This is a genomic window from Parasphingorhabdus sp. (assembly GCF_965233695.1).
Classification (GTDB): domain Bacteria; phylum Pseudomonadota; class Alphaproteobacteria; order Sphingomonadales; family Sphingomonadaceae; genus Parasphingorhabdus.
Genome location: NZ_OZ247497.1, coordinates 2,699,903 through 2,718,140 on the forward strand (window position 1 = coordinate 2,699,903; position 18,238 = coordinate 2,718,140).

Genomic DNA, 18,238 nt, shown 5'->3' on the forward strand with positions numbered 1-18,238 from the left:
AATGATTGTCCTTCAGCGAACTATCGTTATGTCCAACGAACTAAGGCCTGCGGACGGTGTAACGCCGAACCATTCTACAAGGCGGCGTGTGAAATGCGCTTGATCGGCAAAATTGCCTGCGGCCGCAGCATCGGCCAGATTATTTGATGTGCTCAGTGCATCGATAGCACGCTGCAGCTGAAGCCATTGAACGAGCTTTGTAGGCGGGACGCCAAAATCGTGGACAACTATTTCTCGCAAGCGCGATGCAGAAAGCCCCAAGGCTTTTGCTAGCATGCGCGGCGAGGTGATCGCTTCATTGCCCAGAAGTGCGTTCGCCAATCTCCCGTCGATCGGACCAGCTTCATTTCGGCGGCTATATTTCATAGCCCACAGTTTAGCCTCCTCGGAGTTTTTGATTGCCACTAATTCCCGCGATTCATCGTTCAGCAGTCGCCTGAATTCGCGCCCAGCATCAAGGTCGAAAATTCCTTCCAACAGCGGGTCGAAATAAATCGTTCGGACGGCAGTTCCAACAGGTCCTATGCTGTGCCACATACTGGCAGGGATCAACATGGCCTCACCGCATGCTAGGTGAGACACCATGCTCCCTTGGATCTCCATTTCGTCGTCAATCGCAACGCTGATTTGATGGGCAATGTGCCGGTGCGGACGATTGTCACCGATCCGGGCATCAAGCCAGGCCCATCCAACCCCAAGCGTCATCGCGCCAGACCAAGATGCAGCCACACGGTTCACCGTACGTCCATTGCTATCGATTTCGCAAATATTCGCCACGGTGGAATCCACTCACGGGCTGCAACGTCGTCGTGCCATTGAATGAGCCATCCCGTATGAACAAATTTTCTTATTTCGCGTATCACCTGAATAGCACCCTTTCGTCAAAGCCAAGTCGGATATAATCTATATCCGTCGTCTGAACAGCCATGCGCCTGAACTAAGCGTAGTGATGGCGATCAGCGCCATGGGCCAGCTATGATCAAAAATAACTGGCAGCGGCGCATCCTTGAGAAACACAGCTTTGCAAATAACGATGAAATGACGGATGGGATTGGTTTCTGCGATCCATTGGAGAAAATCCGGCATATTTTCCACTGGTGTTGCATAGCCAGAAATTAGAACAGCAGGCACCATATAAACAAACAAGCCGACGATAGCCTGTTGCTGCGTGGCGGCGAGAGAAGAGATAAACAGGCCGATACCGATGATGGAGGCCAGATAGATGATCATCGATAGATAAAGCAGCACCAGCGAACCTCTTACCGGAACGTCAAGAACGAGCGTCCCAAGGACTAACATGGCAGTTGCGCTTGTAATAGCGATGAGCAATGCTGGCGCAGTTTTGCCAATGAGTATTTCTAGCGGCTTGAGAGGAGATACCAGCAATTGTTCAAAAGTACCCATTTCGCGTTCTCGCGCAATAGTGAGAGCTGAGATCATAAATCCGACAATGGCGGTCATTACGGCGAAAAGGGAGGGAACTGCGGACCAAATTGGTTTTAGATTTGGGTTGAACCAGATGCGAGAGACGATCCTGGTCGGAGATACAAACCCGCGATCGGCCAACCGTTCTCTATTATAGTTTTCCAATATCTGTGAAACATAACCGATCAAGATCTGTGCCGTGTTCGAACGCCTACCATCCAGAATAATTTGGATATTTGCCTCTTCGCCCGCCCCCAGTTTACGCGAGAAGTCTGGACCAAACTGAATAGCCATCGCCGCACTTTTGGATTCTATCGTGGAGATGATTTCCGCTGAGCTTTGTAGATATTCAATCTTGCTGAAGGTGTTAGAACCTTCCAGCCTGCCAATGAGTTCTCGTGATTCAACGCCAGTATCCTGATTATATATAGCAATCGGCACGTTGCTGACATCTTGCGTTATGGCAAAAGCATATATGAGCAACAAAAAGGGAGGGGAGAACAGAACCACCCAGCGGGTTTTGGGATCGCGCGCGTTGGTCCACAATTCTTTGATGATTAGAGCCAAAATACGGTGCCACATCTGCTCTAATCCAACGTCGTTCGTGTGACGCGTGCCGTTATGGCAAAGATTAGCACGGCAAAAAGCCCCAGACCAATGAGATCAGGCCCAATGACGGACCAGACATCGCCTGACAGAAACAAAGTTTGTAGGCTTGAAACGAAATAACGCGCCGGTACGGCATAACTGATCATGCGCAGGGCCCAGGGCATGCTGTCAATTTCGAATACAAAGTTTGAAAAATAGAAAGCTGGAAGAAACGCGCTCAATATCGACACTTGTGCCGCTACCAGCTGATTGCGGGTTATAGTCGAAATCAAAAGCCCTTGCCCTAGCGAGCAAAGCATGAATACGGATGACGTAAGAAGCAACAGCAAGAATGACCCCCGGAAAGGAACGTCGAAAACCAAAATTGCAGTTATCACCGACAGGACCATCGAACCCAGTCCGAGTAGAAAATAGGGAATAATTTTTCCGATGATGAGTTCAGTAATGCCAATGGGCGTGGCCAATAATGCTTCCATGGTCCCCCGTTCCCATTCGCGCGCAACTACCAGCGCTGTCAACAATGCCCCTATCATCGTCAGCGTGATTGCCACCGACCCCGGGACTAGATAATTTTTGCTGGAGACTTCAGAATTATACCATATTTGCGGTTCAAGACTGGCGAGAGGAGGCCCGCGCGACTGACCGCTGCTGATAGACACCTGCTCAAGCCAGTTCGCCCAGAGGAGTTGTACATAATTATTAACAAGATAGGCGGTGTTGGGATCACTACCATCGACAATGACCTGTATCGGCGCTGTATCGGCACGATAAACAACCCGCGCAAAATCTTCTCTTAGTATAATGATTCCATTGAGACGACCGGCGACGAGATCTTGTTCGAAGAAGCGCCGATCACGGCTGGTTTCCACTTGGAAAAATCGTGAATTTTCTAGAGACGCCTTAAAACTTCCTGTTTCAGCCGTTGGTTGTTCGATCACTAAGCCAACATTAAATGATCGGGGGTCAAATGTTACGCCATATCCAAATAGAAACAACAGCAGGAGAGGTAATATGACTGCAATCATTATCGTGCTGGGATCCCGCAAAACTTGAAGAGTTTCCTTCCGGGTTAGCCCGACCATCCGTGTCATGGAGACTGGCAGAGGGAAAAAACGTCGGCTCAAGTCTGTTCTCTCTGGCGGTCGTCTTTTTCCACCAGCGCGATGAAAGCATCTTCTAGTGTCGGCTCTGGAATATCTTCTGAACGTGCACTGGCTTTCAGCTCATCGGGAGCGCCAGCAGCGATCATTCGTCCGCGATAAATTAGCGCCATGCGGTCGCAATATTCTGCTTCTTCCAAAAAATGTGTGGTTACAACGACGGTAACGCCATTTGCGACCATCGCATTAATGTGTGACCAGAATTCCCGGCGCGTCAGGGGATCAACGCCGGACGTCGGTTCATCCAGAAACAACACGTCAGGTTCGTGTAAGACGGCACATGCCAAAGCAAGTCGCTGCTTATAACCCAATGGCAACATGATTGCGTTTGTTTCCAAATAGGAATCCAGGCCAAAAGTCGAGACGAGCCTATCGATCGCCTCACGGCGCTTCTTCCCAGTCAACCCATAGATTCCAGCGAAAAAGTCCATATTTTGGCTTACACTCAGATCACCATATAAGGAAAATTTCTGCGCCATATAACCCAGGCGTGCGCGGGCTTTGCTCGGTGCCTTCTGCAAGTCCATACCGGCAACACGTGCAAGACCTTCCGAGGGACGTAAGAGACCGCATAGCATCTTGAAGGTGGTCGATTTGCCAGCTCCATTGGGTCCTATCAAACCATATATTTCCCCGCGTTTCACTTCGAAACTTATGTTGTCTGTGGCCGTAAAATCACCGAAACGGCGGGTTAGTCCCATTGCTTCAACGGCAATTTCGTTTTGGTGCACATTAGTCGATTGTAATTTCAAAAAGGGCGAGGGCTGTTTTTGGCCGCCGCCCATGAGGTCCATGAAAGCATCTTCAAAGCGAGGCGGTGTGGAAGCCATAAAAGCGGCTTCGCCTGCTGATAAATCCGATGGCAAAGGCGTTATCGCTCCCTTTGCAGTTACGATACGAATATTTCGCCCCTGAATGACGCCGTCCAAAACAGCTCTGTTTTCCAGAGCGCGGGCTAGTACTAACCTTCTGTCTCCTCCTATGTTGCTTAAGAGAAAGGCTCGTCCTTGAACTCGGTCCGTAAGTGCGTCCGGCGGACCATCATATATAAGTTTTCCTTCATTGAGCAGCATGACTGAAGTGCAGCGTTCCGCCTCGTCCAGATAGGCTGTACTCCAGATCACACCAATTCCCTGATCGACCAATTCGTAGACCATTTGCCACAATTCCCGCCGTGACAAAGGATCGACACCAACACTTGGCTCGTCGAGCAAAAGCAGGCGAGGCGTTTTGATCAAAGCACATGCGATCCCAAGTTTCTGTTTCATTCCCCCAGATAATGCGCCTGCCAGGCGCTTTGTGAACGGCCTCAGACCAGTAAACTCCAACAGTCGCTCAAAAGTGGCAGCGCGCTGCGGCCCGGTTACTGACCTCAAATCAGCGTACAAATTGAGATTTTCAAAGACAGTAAGATCGTCATAGAGGCCAAAGCGCTGGGGCATATAGGCAACAACCTCGTGAACCGCATTGGGCTCCTTTAAAGGATCAAAGCCGCAAACTTCCAGTTTGCCTTCACTCGGCCGCAAAAGACCAGAAATGAGGCGCAGGAGAGTTGTTTTCCCGGCACCATCTGGTCCAACCAGACCCGTCACTCTTCCCGGTTTAATTTGACTCGTAAGATCCGAAATCGCGGGAATATTAGCGTTCTCAAATTGCTTGGAGAGATCGCTTATCGTAACGAGTGCTGTGTCATGCTTCACTGTCTGGCCGCAGGTTTTAGAATGACCGTGACGGGCATGCCCTGTTTGAGACGTGAGCCGGGATCTTCAACAATGATTCTGACACGGTATACCAAACTCGTGCGCAGTTCTGGCGTTTCCACCGTTTTGGGCGTGAATTCAGCAACTGGGGAAATAAATCCGACTTTTCCAGTATAAATTCCGCCGGAATCCGTTTGGACTTCTGCTTTCATTCCAGGTTTGACGCGGTCCAGGTCTGGCTCCGCCAAGAAAGCGCGCACCCAGACCGGCGAAACCAAAGATACCGAAACTATTGTTTCGCCGGCTCCGATTATCGAACCGGGTTCTCTGACCCTTGTCAATATGCGTCCGCCTGAAGGCGCAATGAGATTGGCATCTTTTAGCCGTCGTTCAGATAGGTTGAGCGCCGCCTTTTCCGCGTTAAGCGCAGCCTGGGCTCGTTCAATGTCTTCGGAGCGGGGCCCTATGCGCGCCAATTTATATGCCTTTTCCGCAACCTCTTTTGTGGCAGCGGCGCGGGCTCTTTCGGTCTGGGCTGTTTCAAGGCCTTGCGGGGAGACAAAATCACGGTCCGCCAAAAACTGCTGACGTTTCAGGGTGTTTTCGGCAAGCGAGAGGGAGGCATTTGCTTCGGCTAGAATGGCAGCGGCTTGATCAATTTCTTGAGGACGGGTTCCCGTTTGCAGTGCTGCCAATTGTGCCGCCTGACCGCGGACTCTGGCTTGCGACAAACTCACGTCGTCCTCGTAATCTTGCGGTTCAAGAATGGCTATCAGCTTTCCGGCCTTAACAGTGTCGCCTTCTTCGACATTGACTGCACGAAGCCTGCCGGGAACTTTGAATGCCAGGTTAACTTGGCGGACATCGACATTGCCATATAGAACAATATGCCCATCAGTCTGGTGATCGTCTCGGAGTATATAGTAAGCATAAGTCCCAACCGCGATTAGGATCAAAAGAGCTATTAGCGCATATATGCGGTTTCTCGTTATCATTGGTCTACCGTGTTTAACTCCAGTGAGAATTTGATCTGCGCCAAATTTTGAACATATATTTGGTTCGCGTCGAAGTCAGGCCGCAAGGCTTTTTATCCGATGCGGATTTTCGTATCGCTTAAGAAAACATAAGGCGGAATATCGAGATTTCGCGGCGCAGGGCCGCGGCGAACGCGCCCGGACAGATCGTAGAGCGACCCGTGGCAAGGACAAAACCAACCTCCATATTTCCCCCGAGCGTCCCCCTCTTTTTGACCAAGAGGGATACAGCCGAGATGGGTGCAAACACCTATCATAATCAGCCACTCGGATTTCTGAACCCGCGCGCTATCGCTCAAGGGATCGATCAAGCCTGGATTGGCGTCATCTGCTTGCGTTCGGGCAATATCGATTGCCCTGCGCCGGACGATAAATACTGGCTGATTACGCCAGCTGACCGTTACTCGCTGCCCAGGTTCGATTGACGAAAGATCAACTTCAATCGAGGAAACCGCCAATATGTCTGCCGACGGGTTCATACTGTCAACAAGAGGTATGGCCGATGCGGCAACCCCCACTGCTGCAAAAGAAACTGGCGCGATATGGATGAAGTCTCTCCGCCTGATACCGGCGGAATCTAAATCGATCTCTTTTCCGGCGATGGTCTCCATCACGGCCTCTTCGGACTATTCCCAGCATTACGATGTGCCGCTATTGCGACTTTGCCAACTCGGTTCATGATCCATCCTGACCGATGGGAACTGTCGCCGATTTACTGCCCCATCGCGGAATAAAGCGAGGGACCTTAGCTGCATAGCTGCGATAAACATCTCCCAGTTGCGCTTCGACTTCGCGTTCTTCTTTAAGTGCGAGCCGCCAGTACATGATCAGCAATATGGGAAACATTGCCAGCGTCAGCAGGGTTGGCCACTGGAATAGAAATCCAATCATGATCATCACAAAACCGACATATTGTGGATGTCTTATCCGCGCGTAGGGGCCTGTTTGTGCCAGTTCGCCGCTATGCTGCGCTTTGTAAAGAACGCGCCAAGCTACGGAGAGCAAATAGAATCCGCCGCCGATGAAGATGAAACTTAGCAGATGGAAAGGCCCAAAATGAGGATTAGCCTCCCATCCAAAAATCATTTCCAGCAAATGACCGCTATCATGCGCAAACCAGTCGATATTGGGATAGTTGGATTGCAACCAGCCTGCGAGGAAGTAAATGGTCAATGGAAAACCGTACATTTCGGTAAAAAGAGCGACAATGAATGCGCTAAAGGCCCCAAAAGAGCGCCAATCTCGCTTTGTCCGAGGTTTGAAAAAACTAAACGCAAAGATGATGAAGATGGCCGAGTTGAAGACGACCAGAAACCATAGCCCGTAGGCAGACATATCCATTATCATTCCCCCACCTTGTCAGGGATAGATCCTTGATCAGGATCGCCGCGCTTGGCACCATGCCCGCCATGCCCGCCATGCCCGCCATGCCCGCCATGCCCGCCATGCCCGCCATGCCCGCCATGCCCGCCATGCCCGCCATGCCCGCCATGCCCACCATGCATGAAACTATGCATGACAACGCAAACAAGCAGCAGGCCGCCAAGCAGCAGATAGTCGCCTGGGATATGGGCTTGATGCTCAAAATATAGAGCAAAGGCCGCTATTGCCAAAAACCCATAAAATACAAATTTGGCGCGGGAGTTGGATGGCTGTGACGCGGATGACTTGTGTTGGTGTTGCATGATATGATACCTCCGTTTTCATAATCGCACGGGCGCGGCATTCCTAAAAAATCCGACGCTCATAGATTGCTCATGGGAATAGACGTTAGAAAACGCGTTGCGTTACAGTCGACAACTCAAATTCGCCAACTTTGGACAGCCGTGGCGCTTGATATTTGTGCTCGTCCGTCAGAATATCTAGTCGGCGTGACCTACTCCATGCTCACACCAGACACATTGGCATGCAATATGATCACAGCTTGGATCATGAAGTGGGCGGCGAAATTGCCGCCGTGCAAGCGGGAATATGATTTTCGTAAGAAGAGAGGGTTGATACAGACGATGCAACCTTGCAGATGCATTTGAATGGCTAATGTTCCGCAGCGCCAATCGTGCCCCGCGGTCACCCGCGGCATTGTACAGGAAACGGTTGCTAATGCCGATTTTCAATAGTGGCAGGAGCTGCGCGCGCCACAAACGGGTGTAATCAGTGCCATCAATCAAGCTCTGGGCCGCCAAAATGCCCGAGCGCAAGGCATACCGCATTCCAAAGCCTGCAAGCATATCCTGAAAGCCAGCTTGTTCGCCAATCAGCGGATGGCCGCCTTGCATTGCCGTGTTGGGGATACGGAAATTTCCAAATCCACCGAACGCGCGCGGAGAGTTCATTTTCAGTCCGGTTTTTTCTTCGAAAAACTTTACAGAGCGCGCCACGTGCACCGCTTGATTTTTAAAGCCGCTGAACATGCAGCTTGCTAGCGTACCCCGGCCATTGTGGACCAGCAAATAGGCATAGCCATGCGGGGCAAGCTTGTTATCAAAAACAATATGATTGCTGTCGGCCTGATCGGTTTCGAATATATAGCCTGCTGCAATTGCATCGGCTGAGCGGGGTCCGATTGCGGAGACAGCGGGCCCTTCGATACTTGTTGCGCGCTCACCAAAACGAATGTCGACGCCGACTGAAACAGCCTGATCGAGCAATCCTTGCTCAAGGCTGTCCTTCTGACCACCGCGCTGTACGAGATAGTATAGCGGACGATCACCGATTATCGGGTAATCTTTACCGCGATAATCATAAGCTGTCCCTTGAAAGACGGGGTGGGCGCTGAAACTTGTTTGGATCCCTGCTTCGTTTAGTTCGTCCAGCACATCGCGCTTGCCGCTCCAGTTTTCAAGACCTTGGTAATCGCCGTGAAACCTGCTGCCGACCGTCTTATGCCATTCACGCACTATCACTTTGCGCCCGGCCCGCGCGAGCAGAATGGCACAAGCCAGACCTGCCGGGCCGGCACCGACAATAGCAATCGGCTCGCTTCGGGATATCAAGCCATTCGATGGAAGATCCCCAGCCATGCTATTGAGTTTCTCCTTTGGAGCCTAGCTTGGGATCCATCGACCTATGCGTGCACCGGTGCTGCATGGATACCTTCCAGACGGATCCGTTTCAGTAATAGTGCATTGATGGCAACCAAGGCCGAACTGCCTGACATGGCGAGCGCTGCAACCTCGGGACTTATGATGAAAGGATAAAGAACGCCGGCGGCCATCGGAAAAGCGATCACATTATAGGCAACGGCCCAGAATAGATTCTGATGCATTTTTCGCAATGTTGCGCGCGATAATTCGATCGCACCCAGAACATCATAAGGGTCACTTTTCATGAGTACCACATCGGCGCTTTCGATTGCGACGTCTGTACCAGCTCCAATGGCGAATCCGACGTCGGCCTGGGTAAGGGCAGGAGCGTCATTGACGCCGTCACCGACCATACCTACTCTTTTGCCCTGATCCTGCAGTTCTTTAACCTTTTCGGCCTTTTGTCCCGGCAAAACATCAGCCAGAACGGTCGTAATGCCAAGGCCGGAAGCAATACGTTCGGCCGTCGCCTGGTTATCGCCGGTTAGCATGGCGACCTCCACGCCGCGTTTGCGTAGCATTTTGACCATAGCAGCGGCCGTTGGACGCGGCGCGTCGGAAATTGCAATGAGGCCAGTAAGCTTGCCGCCTTTGGCAATGTGAACAACGGTCTGGCCCGCTCCTTGCAGTCGCGCCGCTTCGGCTTTGAGTTCGCTCATCGAAACTTCACGTTCATCCATAAGCCTTCTATTGCCAAGGAGTACTTCTTCGCCATCAAGCTCGGCGCGCGCGCCTTTACCTTCGATATTTTCAAACGCTGCCAATTTTTGCTTTGGCAGATCACCAGCGCGCTTTGTTATGGCCTGTGCCAAGGGATGATCAGAACCTTGCTCGACGGTTGCCGCCATCGCAAGCACCTCATCGATGGACACTTCAGAAGATGTAACAACCTCGACCACTTCGGGAGCACCCATTGTCAATGTTCCGGTTTTATCAAAGACGATAATATCGAGTTTTGTGGCGTCCTCGAGGGCACTGGCATTTTTGAAAAGAATACCGTTCATCGCACCGAGCCCTGTGCCAACCATAACGGCCATGGGCGTTGCGAGACCAAGAGCGTCAGGGCAGGCGATTACAAAGACAGTAATGGTCAATGTCAAAGCGAACAAAAGAGGTTGCCCGAGCCACCAAAACCAGACGGCAAAGGTTGCAAGACCGATAACAACAGCGATCAGGACCAGCCACTGGGAGGCTTTGTCGGCTAGCAGCTGGGATGGGGCCTTTGAATTTTGGGCTTCCTGAACCAGTTTGACGATTTGCGCCAGCGCGGTATCGGCGCCAACCTTGGTCGCGCGATATTGAAAGCTACCGCTTTTGTTGATCGTTGCGCCAAAGACATTGTCTCCCGGCTTCTTGTTGACGGGCATGGATTCGCCGGTCAACATTGATTCATCGACGAGCGTTTCGCCCTCCAGAATTTCTCCATCTACCGGAATTTTATTGCCTGGCCGAATGACTACCACATCATCTTTGAGCACTTCGGCAGTTGATATTTCAATTTCCTTGCCTTCACGCAATACAGTAGCTTTCGGCGGCGCGAGGTCCATAAGCGAGCGAATAGCGTTGGACGCGCCCGCGCGTGCGCGCATCTCGAGCCAGTGTCCCAGCAAAATGAATACTAAAAGCACCGCTACAGCCTCAAAAAACTGAACCCCAGGGAAAAAGAATGTTGATCCGACGCTGAAAAAATATCCGGTGCCGACAGACAAGACGACGAGCACCGCCATATTAAGCACACCGTTACGAAGCGCGCGCCAGGCGGCGATAAAGAACGGCCAGCTCGGATAAACTATCGCTGCGCTGCCAAGGAAAAATAACCAAAGATCCAGGCGCAGCCCGAGTGGAGGAGCTGGCGGTGTAAACAGTCCGCCCATTGGCGAATAAATGAAAATGGGAATAGCAAATATCAGCGCAATCCAGAAGCGATTGCGCATGTCTTTTACCATGTCGGCCATATCCATACCGCCGCCATGACCCATTTCATGAGCGGTATGATCGGTTGCGGCCTGCTTGTCATCTTCGCTCAGCTCAGCGGCTTTTTTACCATGACCGTTGTGTTTCGTATGATCAGCAGAGCCGGTCTTTGGTTGTTCTTTTTCGCATAGATGCTTTGGCAACAGTTCTCCGCCGCAGTGATAGCCGCATTCGGCAATTTTTGTTTCGATTTCTACCAGCCCTATTTCTTTTTCATCGAAAGTTACGGTGGCGCTGCCGCTGGCATAGTTTACGGATGCTTTTTCTATTCCCCTTAACTTGGAAAGCTGTTTTTCAACGCCCTGTGAACTTAACGGTGAAATCAACCCCGATACTTCAATTACAGCGGTCCGCATATGTATCCCTCTTTGATTTTTCATCTTTTTGGCGGTTCATGTCCAAATGACAGCATATTTTCACGAAAGACCATGGTTGGGCAGATAGCGCCCAACAGCGATCCTCGAACCGACAGAAAGATAGACGGACTGGGATGAGCTTCGTTACAGTCGTAAGATAGTTTAGCTCAATCCAAGGGAACGGCGTGGGTTGCGTGCGAACAATCGCAATTGAGAAATCCATGCACAGGACAGGTTTCACATGTTTCTTTCAATCGATCGCGCAGCGCTTGACGCGCGCGGTGCAGGCGTACCCGCAGATTACTTTCGCTGATGTCCAAGGCGGCGGATACACTCTCGCGCGCTTCGCCAACGATATCAACACGCCAGAGAATATCGGCATAATCGGATTTCAAGGTCGGTAGGAGCTGATATAGACAAATGCAAATCATGCGATCTAATTCATGTTCCGCTTCTTCGCTATCCATCAGCTTCTCAAAGTTTGCATATTCCTTTTCAATGACGCGTCGTTTGCCCTGAGCACGATAGTGGTCGATCAAGGTTGTATGGAGTACTTTGCGCATCCACCCTCTTAATTTTTCGCTGTCGCGCACATCATCGATGCGGTCCAGGACCCTGACATAGAAATTCTGCAGCACGTCCGCCGCTTCGTCTCTATTTCCAAGCTTATAGACCAAAAAACGAAGAAACTCTGCTTGGACTTCAGCCATGACCTTGTGCACAGAATAGTCCTCCCCCGGCTCATTGTTGTCAGATGCCATAATTTACTCCCAGCAAGCAGCGCCTGGGTCGCTCCACGCCTGCATATTGTCATATCCACGATGTTTATTGGACCCGATGGCCTTGTCATTGTCAAACTGTAACAAACCCGCTTCGTTGACGTCCCTCACATTGACGCAAGAGATTTAAAACGGGCCAAAAAGCCCTGACTTGCGATTACAGACAGATAGTGAGGACAGAAAATGTGGACATATCTTCTATCAAAATTTCTTTCCGGTTTTATAAAAACCGGTGCCCTGCGTGTAATCTTTCCAAACGGAAAGGAACAGCAATATGGCCCAGACTGCAAAAATCCAATAAGTATCAAAATACATTCACGCAGTCTGCCCAGAAAGCTATTCCTCAACCCCGAGCTTATTTTGGGCGAGGCCTATATGGACGGTTCGCTGACCGTAGCAAATGACGATATTTATGGATTGCTGGAGTTGTTGATCAACAACCAAGCATTGCAACGCCCAAGCTGGTTTTCTCGCAAAGTTACCCTTTATCGGCAATTTCATCGATATTTCGCGCAACATAATCCATTGACCATCGCCCGCAACAATGTGGCCCATCATTATGATCTTTCGAAAGATTTTTATCGGCTCTTTCTGGACGATGACATGCAATATTCCTGCGCATATTTCACCGGACCCGATGACAGCCTGGAAACCGCACAGGAAAACAAGAAAAACCATATTGCTGCCAAGCTAATGCTAGAGCCGGGTCATCATGTGTTGGATATAGGGTGCGGTTGGGGCGGATTGGGCCTTCACCTGGCCAAAGAGCACGGGGCGCATGTAACCGGGGTTACGCTGTCATGTGAGCAACATAATGTTGCCCTTGAGAGGGCAGGAAAATTGCAGACAAGTGCCCGCGCAGAATTTCGTTTGCAAGATTATCGAGAAGTCACCGAAACCTTTGATCGCATAGTGTCGGTCGGTATGTTCGAGCATGTTGGCATACCCCACTATTCGGAGTTTTTTTCCAAGTTACATGGCAGTCTTGCGGAGGATGGTATCGCGCTGCTCCATTTTATTGGCCGAGCCGATGGTCCTGGTGCGACAAATCCATGGATTGCTAAATATATATTCCCTGGAGGATATTCTCCGGCTCTTTCCGAAGTAATGGCCGCTGCTGAACGCTCAGGTCTATATGTTACAGATGTCGAAGTTTTACGGCTCCATTATGCCGATACACTGAAAGCATGGCGCGACAGATTCGAACAAAAAATTGATGAAGTTAAAAAAATCTATGATGAACGATTCTGCCGGATGTGGCGTTTTTATCTGGTCGTCAGCGAGCTCGCATTCAGGCAAAATGGCCATGTGGTTTTTCAGGTTCAATTAGCTAAAAAGCAGGACGCTGTCCCGCTTACACGCGACTATCTCGTACATTCGCAACCGCAGGACGGATATTCAAGGCGTGCTGCATGATCCGGGAGTTTGGTAGGAAGGCTTGGAGGCACATTTAACATAAGTGTAACAAATCATCATTTGCCACGTCATTATAATTGAACCCAATCGAACCGTTCCCGATGTTTAGGAACGCCGGCGGTTTGAGCCATCACCATGTATCCAGTCACATAGGGAAATTTTGGAGAATTTCAGATGAACGATGCCGAAAATGATAATGCAGACAAAGAGATTATCACGATGTACGCCCCAATATTCCGGCAGAAGCTTGCCAGGCTGGAAGCGCATGGCCAGCAAGACACTGCCGAAGCGGATGAATTGCGCACAGTATTATCACGGATTGATCGTGCACAATCCTGCGCTCAGCGTGAACCGACGATAGTCCGTCATGAGATTAACCGTCACCGAGAACATCAAGCTGCCTGACTCTGACTGGGCGGAGTAACCCAAGCATTAGTTGCGTTGGCCTGCAATTTAACTAGCGACCGCGGAATCCCGAAGAACCTCTTTACCGCAAAGGAAAGAACCAGTGTCAATGAACAATGAAATGGAATTAAAAGGGGTTTTCAAGGCCGAACAGCTGGAGCAGTTAAAAAGTCTTTGTGCCATTACCGATCTGGCAGTCAATAAGGCAGTTTCTCGCGTTCTGACAACGACATATTTTGATACGCCCGATCATGCTCTGCACAAGCACGGCTATTCATTGCGTGTTCGCAAAATCGGCAAGACTTATACCCAGTGCCTGAAACGGCAGAGCGAACCTCTGGGCGCCATCATGGGGAGAACAGAATGGGAGGCTGAATTGCCGGATCAAATCCCACAAATTGATCTTCTTGAAAATAAGAAAATCCGGACCAAGTTAAAACGATTGGCCGATGACAATCTACAAGCTGTTTTCCAATCCGTTGTTAGGCGGCAGTCCCGTAAACTCAAATTTGAAGATGGTACGACAGTGTCGCTCGACATCGATGTCGGCGAAGTCACCGCAGGCGAAGCAGCCCAGCCAATTTGTGAATTCGAGCTCGAACTTTTAAGCGGTTCAGCCGCTCGCATATTTGAACTTGCGGCAACTATTAATCAGACAGTCCCGTTCCGGACCAGCACTGTGAGCAAAGCAGCGCGTGGCTATTCATTGTTGTCCAAGGAAGAGCCACGCGCTCAAAAATGGCAGCAGTTTAAGCTGTTGAAAAGCTTCACTGGAGAACAGGCGTTTGTCGACAATCTTCAGCAGACAATCAGCTATCTGCAAGCCAATGAAGCGTCGGTTCTGCTGGACGATGCCGAGGGCATCCATCAAATGCGGGTTGCCTTGCGGCGTTTGCATGCAGGCTTGGAGATTTTTCAGTCCAATATTGCGCCAGAAAAATATGATTGGATCATGACCGAAGCAAAATGGCTTAGGGATGAGCTATCGGCAGCGCGCAGCTGGGATGTTTTCATCGATGAATTTGTAGCACCGGTCGCCAAAATTTCCAGACCGGCCATCGGATTTGAACTGCTTTTGTCGGCTGTCGAGAATGAAAGAGTTCTTCATCGCAAACAAGCCCGCAGCGCAATCAATTCCGCGCGCTATACGGAGTTTATTCTAGGGCTTAGTACATGGCTTTATAGCGACATCTGGCGGGATAGCGCACCCTCTCCAAAAGCAATGGACCTGTCAGCGGCGGCGAGAAAATTTTGCGTAAAGCAACTGAAGAAGCAGAATAGAATTGTGCGCAAAAACTGTCAAAAGCTTAAGAAAATGTCTGAGGAAGAGCGGCATAATCTAAGATTAGTTATGAAGAAACTGCGTTATACCATCGATTTTTCTGCTAATATTTATCCAGATAAGCAAGTTCTGAAATTTCAGAAAACGCTTAGTCCCATTCAAAGTCGGATGGGTTATTTGAATGATGTCCTGGCTGCGGAACTGCTCGTCGAGAAAATGCTGAGTGCGGAACCCAATGCTGCCACGCCAGCATGGTTTTATACCGCTGGCATTGTCATCGGATGGCACCAACGCGAAGCTAAATTTACCGAAAAAAAGCTCTTCAAGGATGTAAACCGGTTCCTCGATACCAAAGCTTTCTGGGATAGAAAATGATACCGATGCAGAATCGGAACGCGAGGGCAGGCCGGTTCAAACGATATCAAAATGAGGCTCCGCTATGAGCGGTGTGATGGTCCTTGTCATTTTGGGCGTCTTCATTGCTCTGTTGTTTGATTATTCTAACGGAATGCAAGACGCTGCCAACATGTTGGCTACGGCAATTGCCTCGCATGCAATGACCCCAATACAGGCAATTATTCTAGTGTCCTCGTTCACTTTTCTTGGACCTATCGTTGGAGGAACTGCGGTTGCTAATACGATTGGCAACTTTGTCGATGTCTCCGATCTGGGAAATATTATGTCATTAACTGTCATATTATCAGGTCTGGGCGGCGCGATCATCTGGAATTTTTTAACCTGGTGGTTTGGACTTCCCGTCTCCTCTTCCCAAGCTCTGGTTGGAGGTCTTGTGGGAGTGGTCATCGTTGCCGCGGGTCCTGGCCATGTCGTCTGGGGTTTTGAGATAACTGACGGCTTTCATCTCAAGGGTGTCGCGAAGATAGTGGGAGCTTTGTTTCTTTCACCCATTTTGGGTTTTTTACTGGGCGGTCTTTTACATCGCATCATGGTCTTCGCCTTGCGTGCCGCCAAGCCATCGGCCAATAAATATCTTCGCGCCTCTCAATGGCTGACAACAGCTGCTCTGGCCTTTTCTCATGGAACAAATGATGCCCAAAAAGGCATGGGTGTGATTGCCATGATTTTGGTCCTTGGGGGTGTGAGCGGACAGTTCTATGTGCCATTTTGGGTTATTTTGGCGAGCGCAACAGCGATCACAATAGGCACGCTGACAGGCGGTTGGCGCATTGTGCGTACGCTGGGTTTCGGGATCTACAAAGTTCGGCCAATCCACGCGTTGGATGCACAATTGACGTCAGCTGGCGTGATTTTGGCGGCATCTGCTCTCGGAGCGCCTGTTTCCACCACCCAGGTGGTCAGCACTGCAATTATGGGCGTTGGCACATCAGAGCGGCCGAAGTCAGTTCACTGGGGCACTGCAAAGCATATCTTTGGGACATGGTTGATCACGATACCTGGCGCTGCGAGCGCTTCCATTGCCATTTACGGATTGATCCAATTGGCTGGAAAGATTTTTTGATGGGAAAGATTATTTGGCATGTTCCTAATTCCGAAAAATTTGCATGTTTCGCAATGGGCTTCTGGCAAAGGCCGCGTCTGAGGCAGCATATCTGTGTTTCTCAACGCGGATCGTTGGACGTTAGTCAAAGATGATCAGCGGCGCCCCTCAAATTTCGCATTTGATGCTCTTTGGACAAAGCCTGGCCCTTGGCTTTCTGGTTGGGCTGGAGAGACAGCGCCATGAAAATTCTATAGCAGGGCTGCGGACTTTTACACTAATCGCGCTTGCTGGTTCGCTCGGCGGCTATATCTGGGCACAAACTGATTCTCAGATCGGCACGTGGACGCTGTTGATACTTGTTGCCGCATGCCTGATGATCGCACAAATAAAATCTCGGGCTGCCGAGCCAGATACCACGACAGTAGTCGCTGCCCTAATTACCTTTATACTGGGTTATATTTTATGGATTGGTCATCCATTATTGCCGGCCGCGATCGCCGTGACAATGACTGCGTTGCTCTATTTCCGTAAAGAATTGCGAGAGGTACCGCAAAGGTTGACCAAACAGGAAATAATATCGTTTTTCCAATTCGCAGCGATCGCGGTTATCTTATTGCCAATATTACCGAACAACAATTACGGCCCTTACGAGGTATTTAACCCCTATCAAATCGGTTGGCTGGTGGTCCTCATTAGCGGGCTTAGCTTATTGGGTTATCTCGCACTTAAAATATTTGGGCATAAGTCGGGCATCGCAATTGCCGGGATTTTGGGAGGCATGGCTTCAACGACGGCAACGACCCTTGTCTATGCTAAATATAGCAAGGAACAGGCCGGGTTCTCCAACATTGCAGCAACCATTATATTATTGTCCCACCTGGTTCAGCTCGTTCGCATTGGAATTATCGTGGGCTTACTGGAGTTTATGCTGATGCCTCTCATGCTGCCATGGCTGATAGGGGGCGGGGTGGCGGGCAGTCTGTTCGTTTTGTGGTCGTATCGCAGGATTGAAGATTCAAAGGAGCCCTTACCGGCAGTATCAACACGAAATCCAGCGGAAATCGTGAGCGCGGGGATCTTTGCACTTAGCTTTGCCGGGATATTATTTCTTGTCGCCTGGATGAATGATGTCTTTGCAGAAGCCGGTGTTTTCTTAGTGTCCTTCCTATCGGGATTGACCGATATTGACGCCATTACAGTATCAAATCTGAAACTGGTATCGGATAATATCCTTGATCCCAACATTGCCGTTTACGCAATCATATTGGCCTTCTTCGCCAACCTCATTTTTAAACTTGGGATAGTTTTTGTGTTTGCCGACAAGAAGCTACGACGCCCTATTTTAACCGGTTACTTGGTTTTGGTATTTGGCATCTCGGCAGGAGTTCTAATTAATGTTTATATTTGAACCGAATAGGGCGTGCAGCCGGCCACATCGGATAAAGCGGGCCGAATGCCTTCGATATACGCGACCAAGGCAACTCCTTTCCCCAACGACGGCAATTCGGCTCAGCCAAAAGATCGGCGATTGGACAGGCGATGCAATCTGAAAC

At 50.1% G+C, this 18,238-nt stretch carries 16 protein-coding genes; 5 read left to right on the forward strand and 11 right to left on the reverse strand.

Going from position 1 to position 18,238, the window contains the following annotated elements; genetic code table 11:
• Positions 1–12 precede the first annotated feature (12 nt).
• The 11 genes from ACO6S1_RS12765 to ACO6S1_RS12815 all read right to left on the reverse strand — a co-directional run bounded on the left by ACO6S1_RS12765 (position 13) and on the right by ACO6S1_RS12815 (position 12,102).
• Complete coding sequence (locus ACO6S1_RS12765; RefSeq protein ID WP_422343043.1) at positions 13–777, reverse strand: helix-turn-helix domain-containing protein; 765 nt, start codon at positions 775–777, stop codon at positions 13–15.
• A 126-nt stretch (positions 778–903) separates the two neighbouring features.
• The gene (locus ACO6S1_RS12770; RefSeq protein ID WP_422343044.1) at positions 904–2,007 is read right to left on the reverse strand and encodes an ABC transporter permease; all 1,104 of its coding nucleotides are present in this window, start codon (positions 2,005–2,007) and stop codon (positions 904–906) included.
• A 5-nt stretch (positions 2,008–2,012) separates the two neighbouring features.
• On the reverse strand, positions 2,013–3,125 hold the full coding sequence (locus ACO6S1_RS12775; RefSeq protein ID WP_422346189.1) for an ABC transporter permease: 1,113 nt from the start codon (positions 3,123–3,125) through the stop codon (positions 2,013–2,015).
• Positions 3,126–3,154: 29 nt separating this feature from the next.
• On the reverse strand, positions 3,155–4,894 hold the full coding sequence (locus ACO6S1_RS12780; protein ID WP_422343045.1) for an ATP-binding cassette domain-containing protein: 1,740 nt from the start codon (positions 4,892–4,894) through the stop codon (positions 3,155–3,157).
• Complete coding sequence (locus ACO6S1_RS12785; RefSeq protein WP_422343046.1) at positions 4,891–5,889, reverse strand: efflux RND transporter periplasmic adaptor subunit; 999 nt, start codon at positions 5,887–5,889, stop codon at positions 4,891–4,893. The genes ACO6S1_RS12780 and ACO6S1_RS12785 overlap by 4 nt, the downstream gene beginning before the upstream one ends.
• Before the next feature lie 92 nt (positions 5,890–5,981).
• Positions 5,982–6,539: a ubiquinol-cytochrome c reductase iron-sulfur subunit gene (gene petA / locus ACO6S1_RS12790; RefSeq protein ID WP_422343047.1), complete on the reverse strand. Its 558-nt coding sequence runs from the start codon at positions 6,537–6,539 to the stop codon at positions 5,982–5,984.
• Positions 6,540–6,603: 64 nt separating this feature from the next.
• Positions 6,604–7,275: a methyltransferase family protein gene (locus tag ACO6S1_RS12795; protein ID WP_422343048.1), complete on the reverse strand. Its 672-nt coding sequence runs from the start codon at positions 7,273–7,275 to the stop codon at positions 6,604–6,606.
• Positions 7,272–7,613 carry a hypothetical protein gene (locus tag ACO6S1_RS12800; RefSeq protein ID WP_422343049.1) on the reverse strand — a complete coding sequence of 114 codons (342 nt, stop codon included), beginning with the start codon at positions 7,611–7,613 and terminating at the stop codon, positions 7,272–7,274. The genes ACO6S1_RS12795 and ACO6S1_RS12800 overlap by 4 nt, the downstream gene beginning before the upstream one ends.
• Before the next feature lie 177 nt (positions 7,614–7,790).
• Positions 7,791–8,948, reverse strand: coding sequence for an NAD(P)/FAD-dependent oxidoreductase (locus tag ACO6S1_RS12805; protein WP_335656552.1), 1,158 nt, complete (start codon positions 8,946–8,948; stop codon positions 7,791–7,793).
• Between the two features lie 44 nt (positions 8,949–8,992).
• Positions 8,993–11,341 carry a heavy metal translocating P-type ATPase gene (locus ACO6S1_RS12810; protein WP_335656551.1) on the reverse strand — a complete coding sequence of 783 codons (2,349 nt, stop codon included), beginning with the start codon at positions 11,339–11,341 and terminating at the stop codon, positions 8,993–8,995.
• Positions 11,342–11,508: 167 nt separating this feature from the next.
• Complete coding sequence (locus tag ACO6S1_RS12815) at positions 11,509–12,102, reverse strand: RNA polymerase sigma factor (RefSeq protein WP_422343050.1); 594 nt, start codon at positions 12,100–12,102, stop codon at positions 11,509–11,511.
• Between the two features lie 393 nt (positions 12,103–12,495).
• On the opposite strand from ACO6S1_RS12815, the gene ACO6S1_RS12820 reads away from it, so the two are divergent.
• The 5 genes from ACO6S1_RS12820 (at position 12,496) to ACO6S1_RS12840 (ending at position 18,093) form a co-directional block, all read left to right on the forward strand.
• Positions 12,496–13,536: a class I SAM-dependent methyltransferase gene (locus ACO6S1_RS12820; protein ID WP_422343051.1), complete on the forward strand. Its 1,041-nt coding sequence runs from the start codon at positions 12,496–12,498 to the stop codon at positions 13,534–13,536.
• A gap of 174 nt (positions 13,537–13,710) precedes the next feature.
• Entirely contained in the window at positions 13,711–13,941 is a 231-nt protein-coding gene (locus ACO6S1_RS12825; RefSeq protein ID WP_422343052.1) for a hypothetical protein, read from the forward strand.
• 109 nt (positions 13,942–14,050) lie between these two features.
• Positions 14,051–15,598: a CHAD domain-containing protein gene (locus ACO6S1_RS12830; protein WP_422346190.1), complete on the forward strand. Its 1,548-nt coding sequence runs from the start codon at positions 14,051–14,053 to the stop codon at positions 15,596–15,598.
• Positions 15,599–15,731: 133 nt separating this feature from the next.
• Positions 15,732–16,703, forward strand: a complete 972-nt coding sequence (locus ACO6S1_RS12835) for an inorganic phosphate transporter (protein ID WP_422346191.1) — start codon at positions 15,732–15,734, stop codon at positions 16,701–16,703.
• Positions 16,704–16,833: 130 nt separating this feature from the next.
• Positions 16,834–18,093 carry an MgtC/SapB family protein gene (locus ACO6S1_RS12840; protein WP_422343053.1) on the forward strand — a complete coding sequence of 420 codons (1,260 nt, stop codon included), beginning with the start codon at positions 16,834–16,836 and terminating at the stop codon, positions 18,091–18,093.
• Positions 18,094–18,238: the final 145 nt, after the last annotated feature.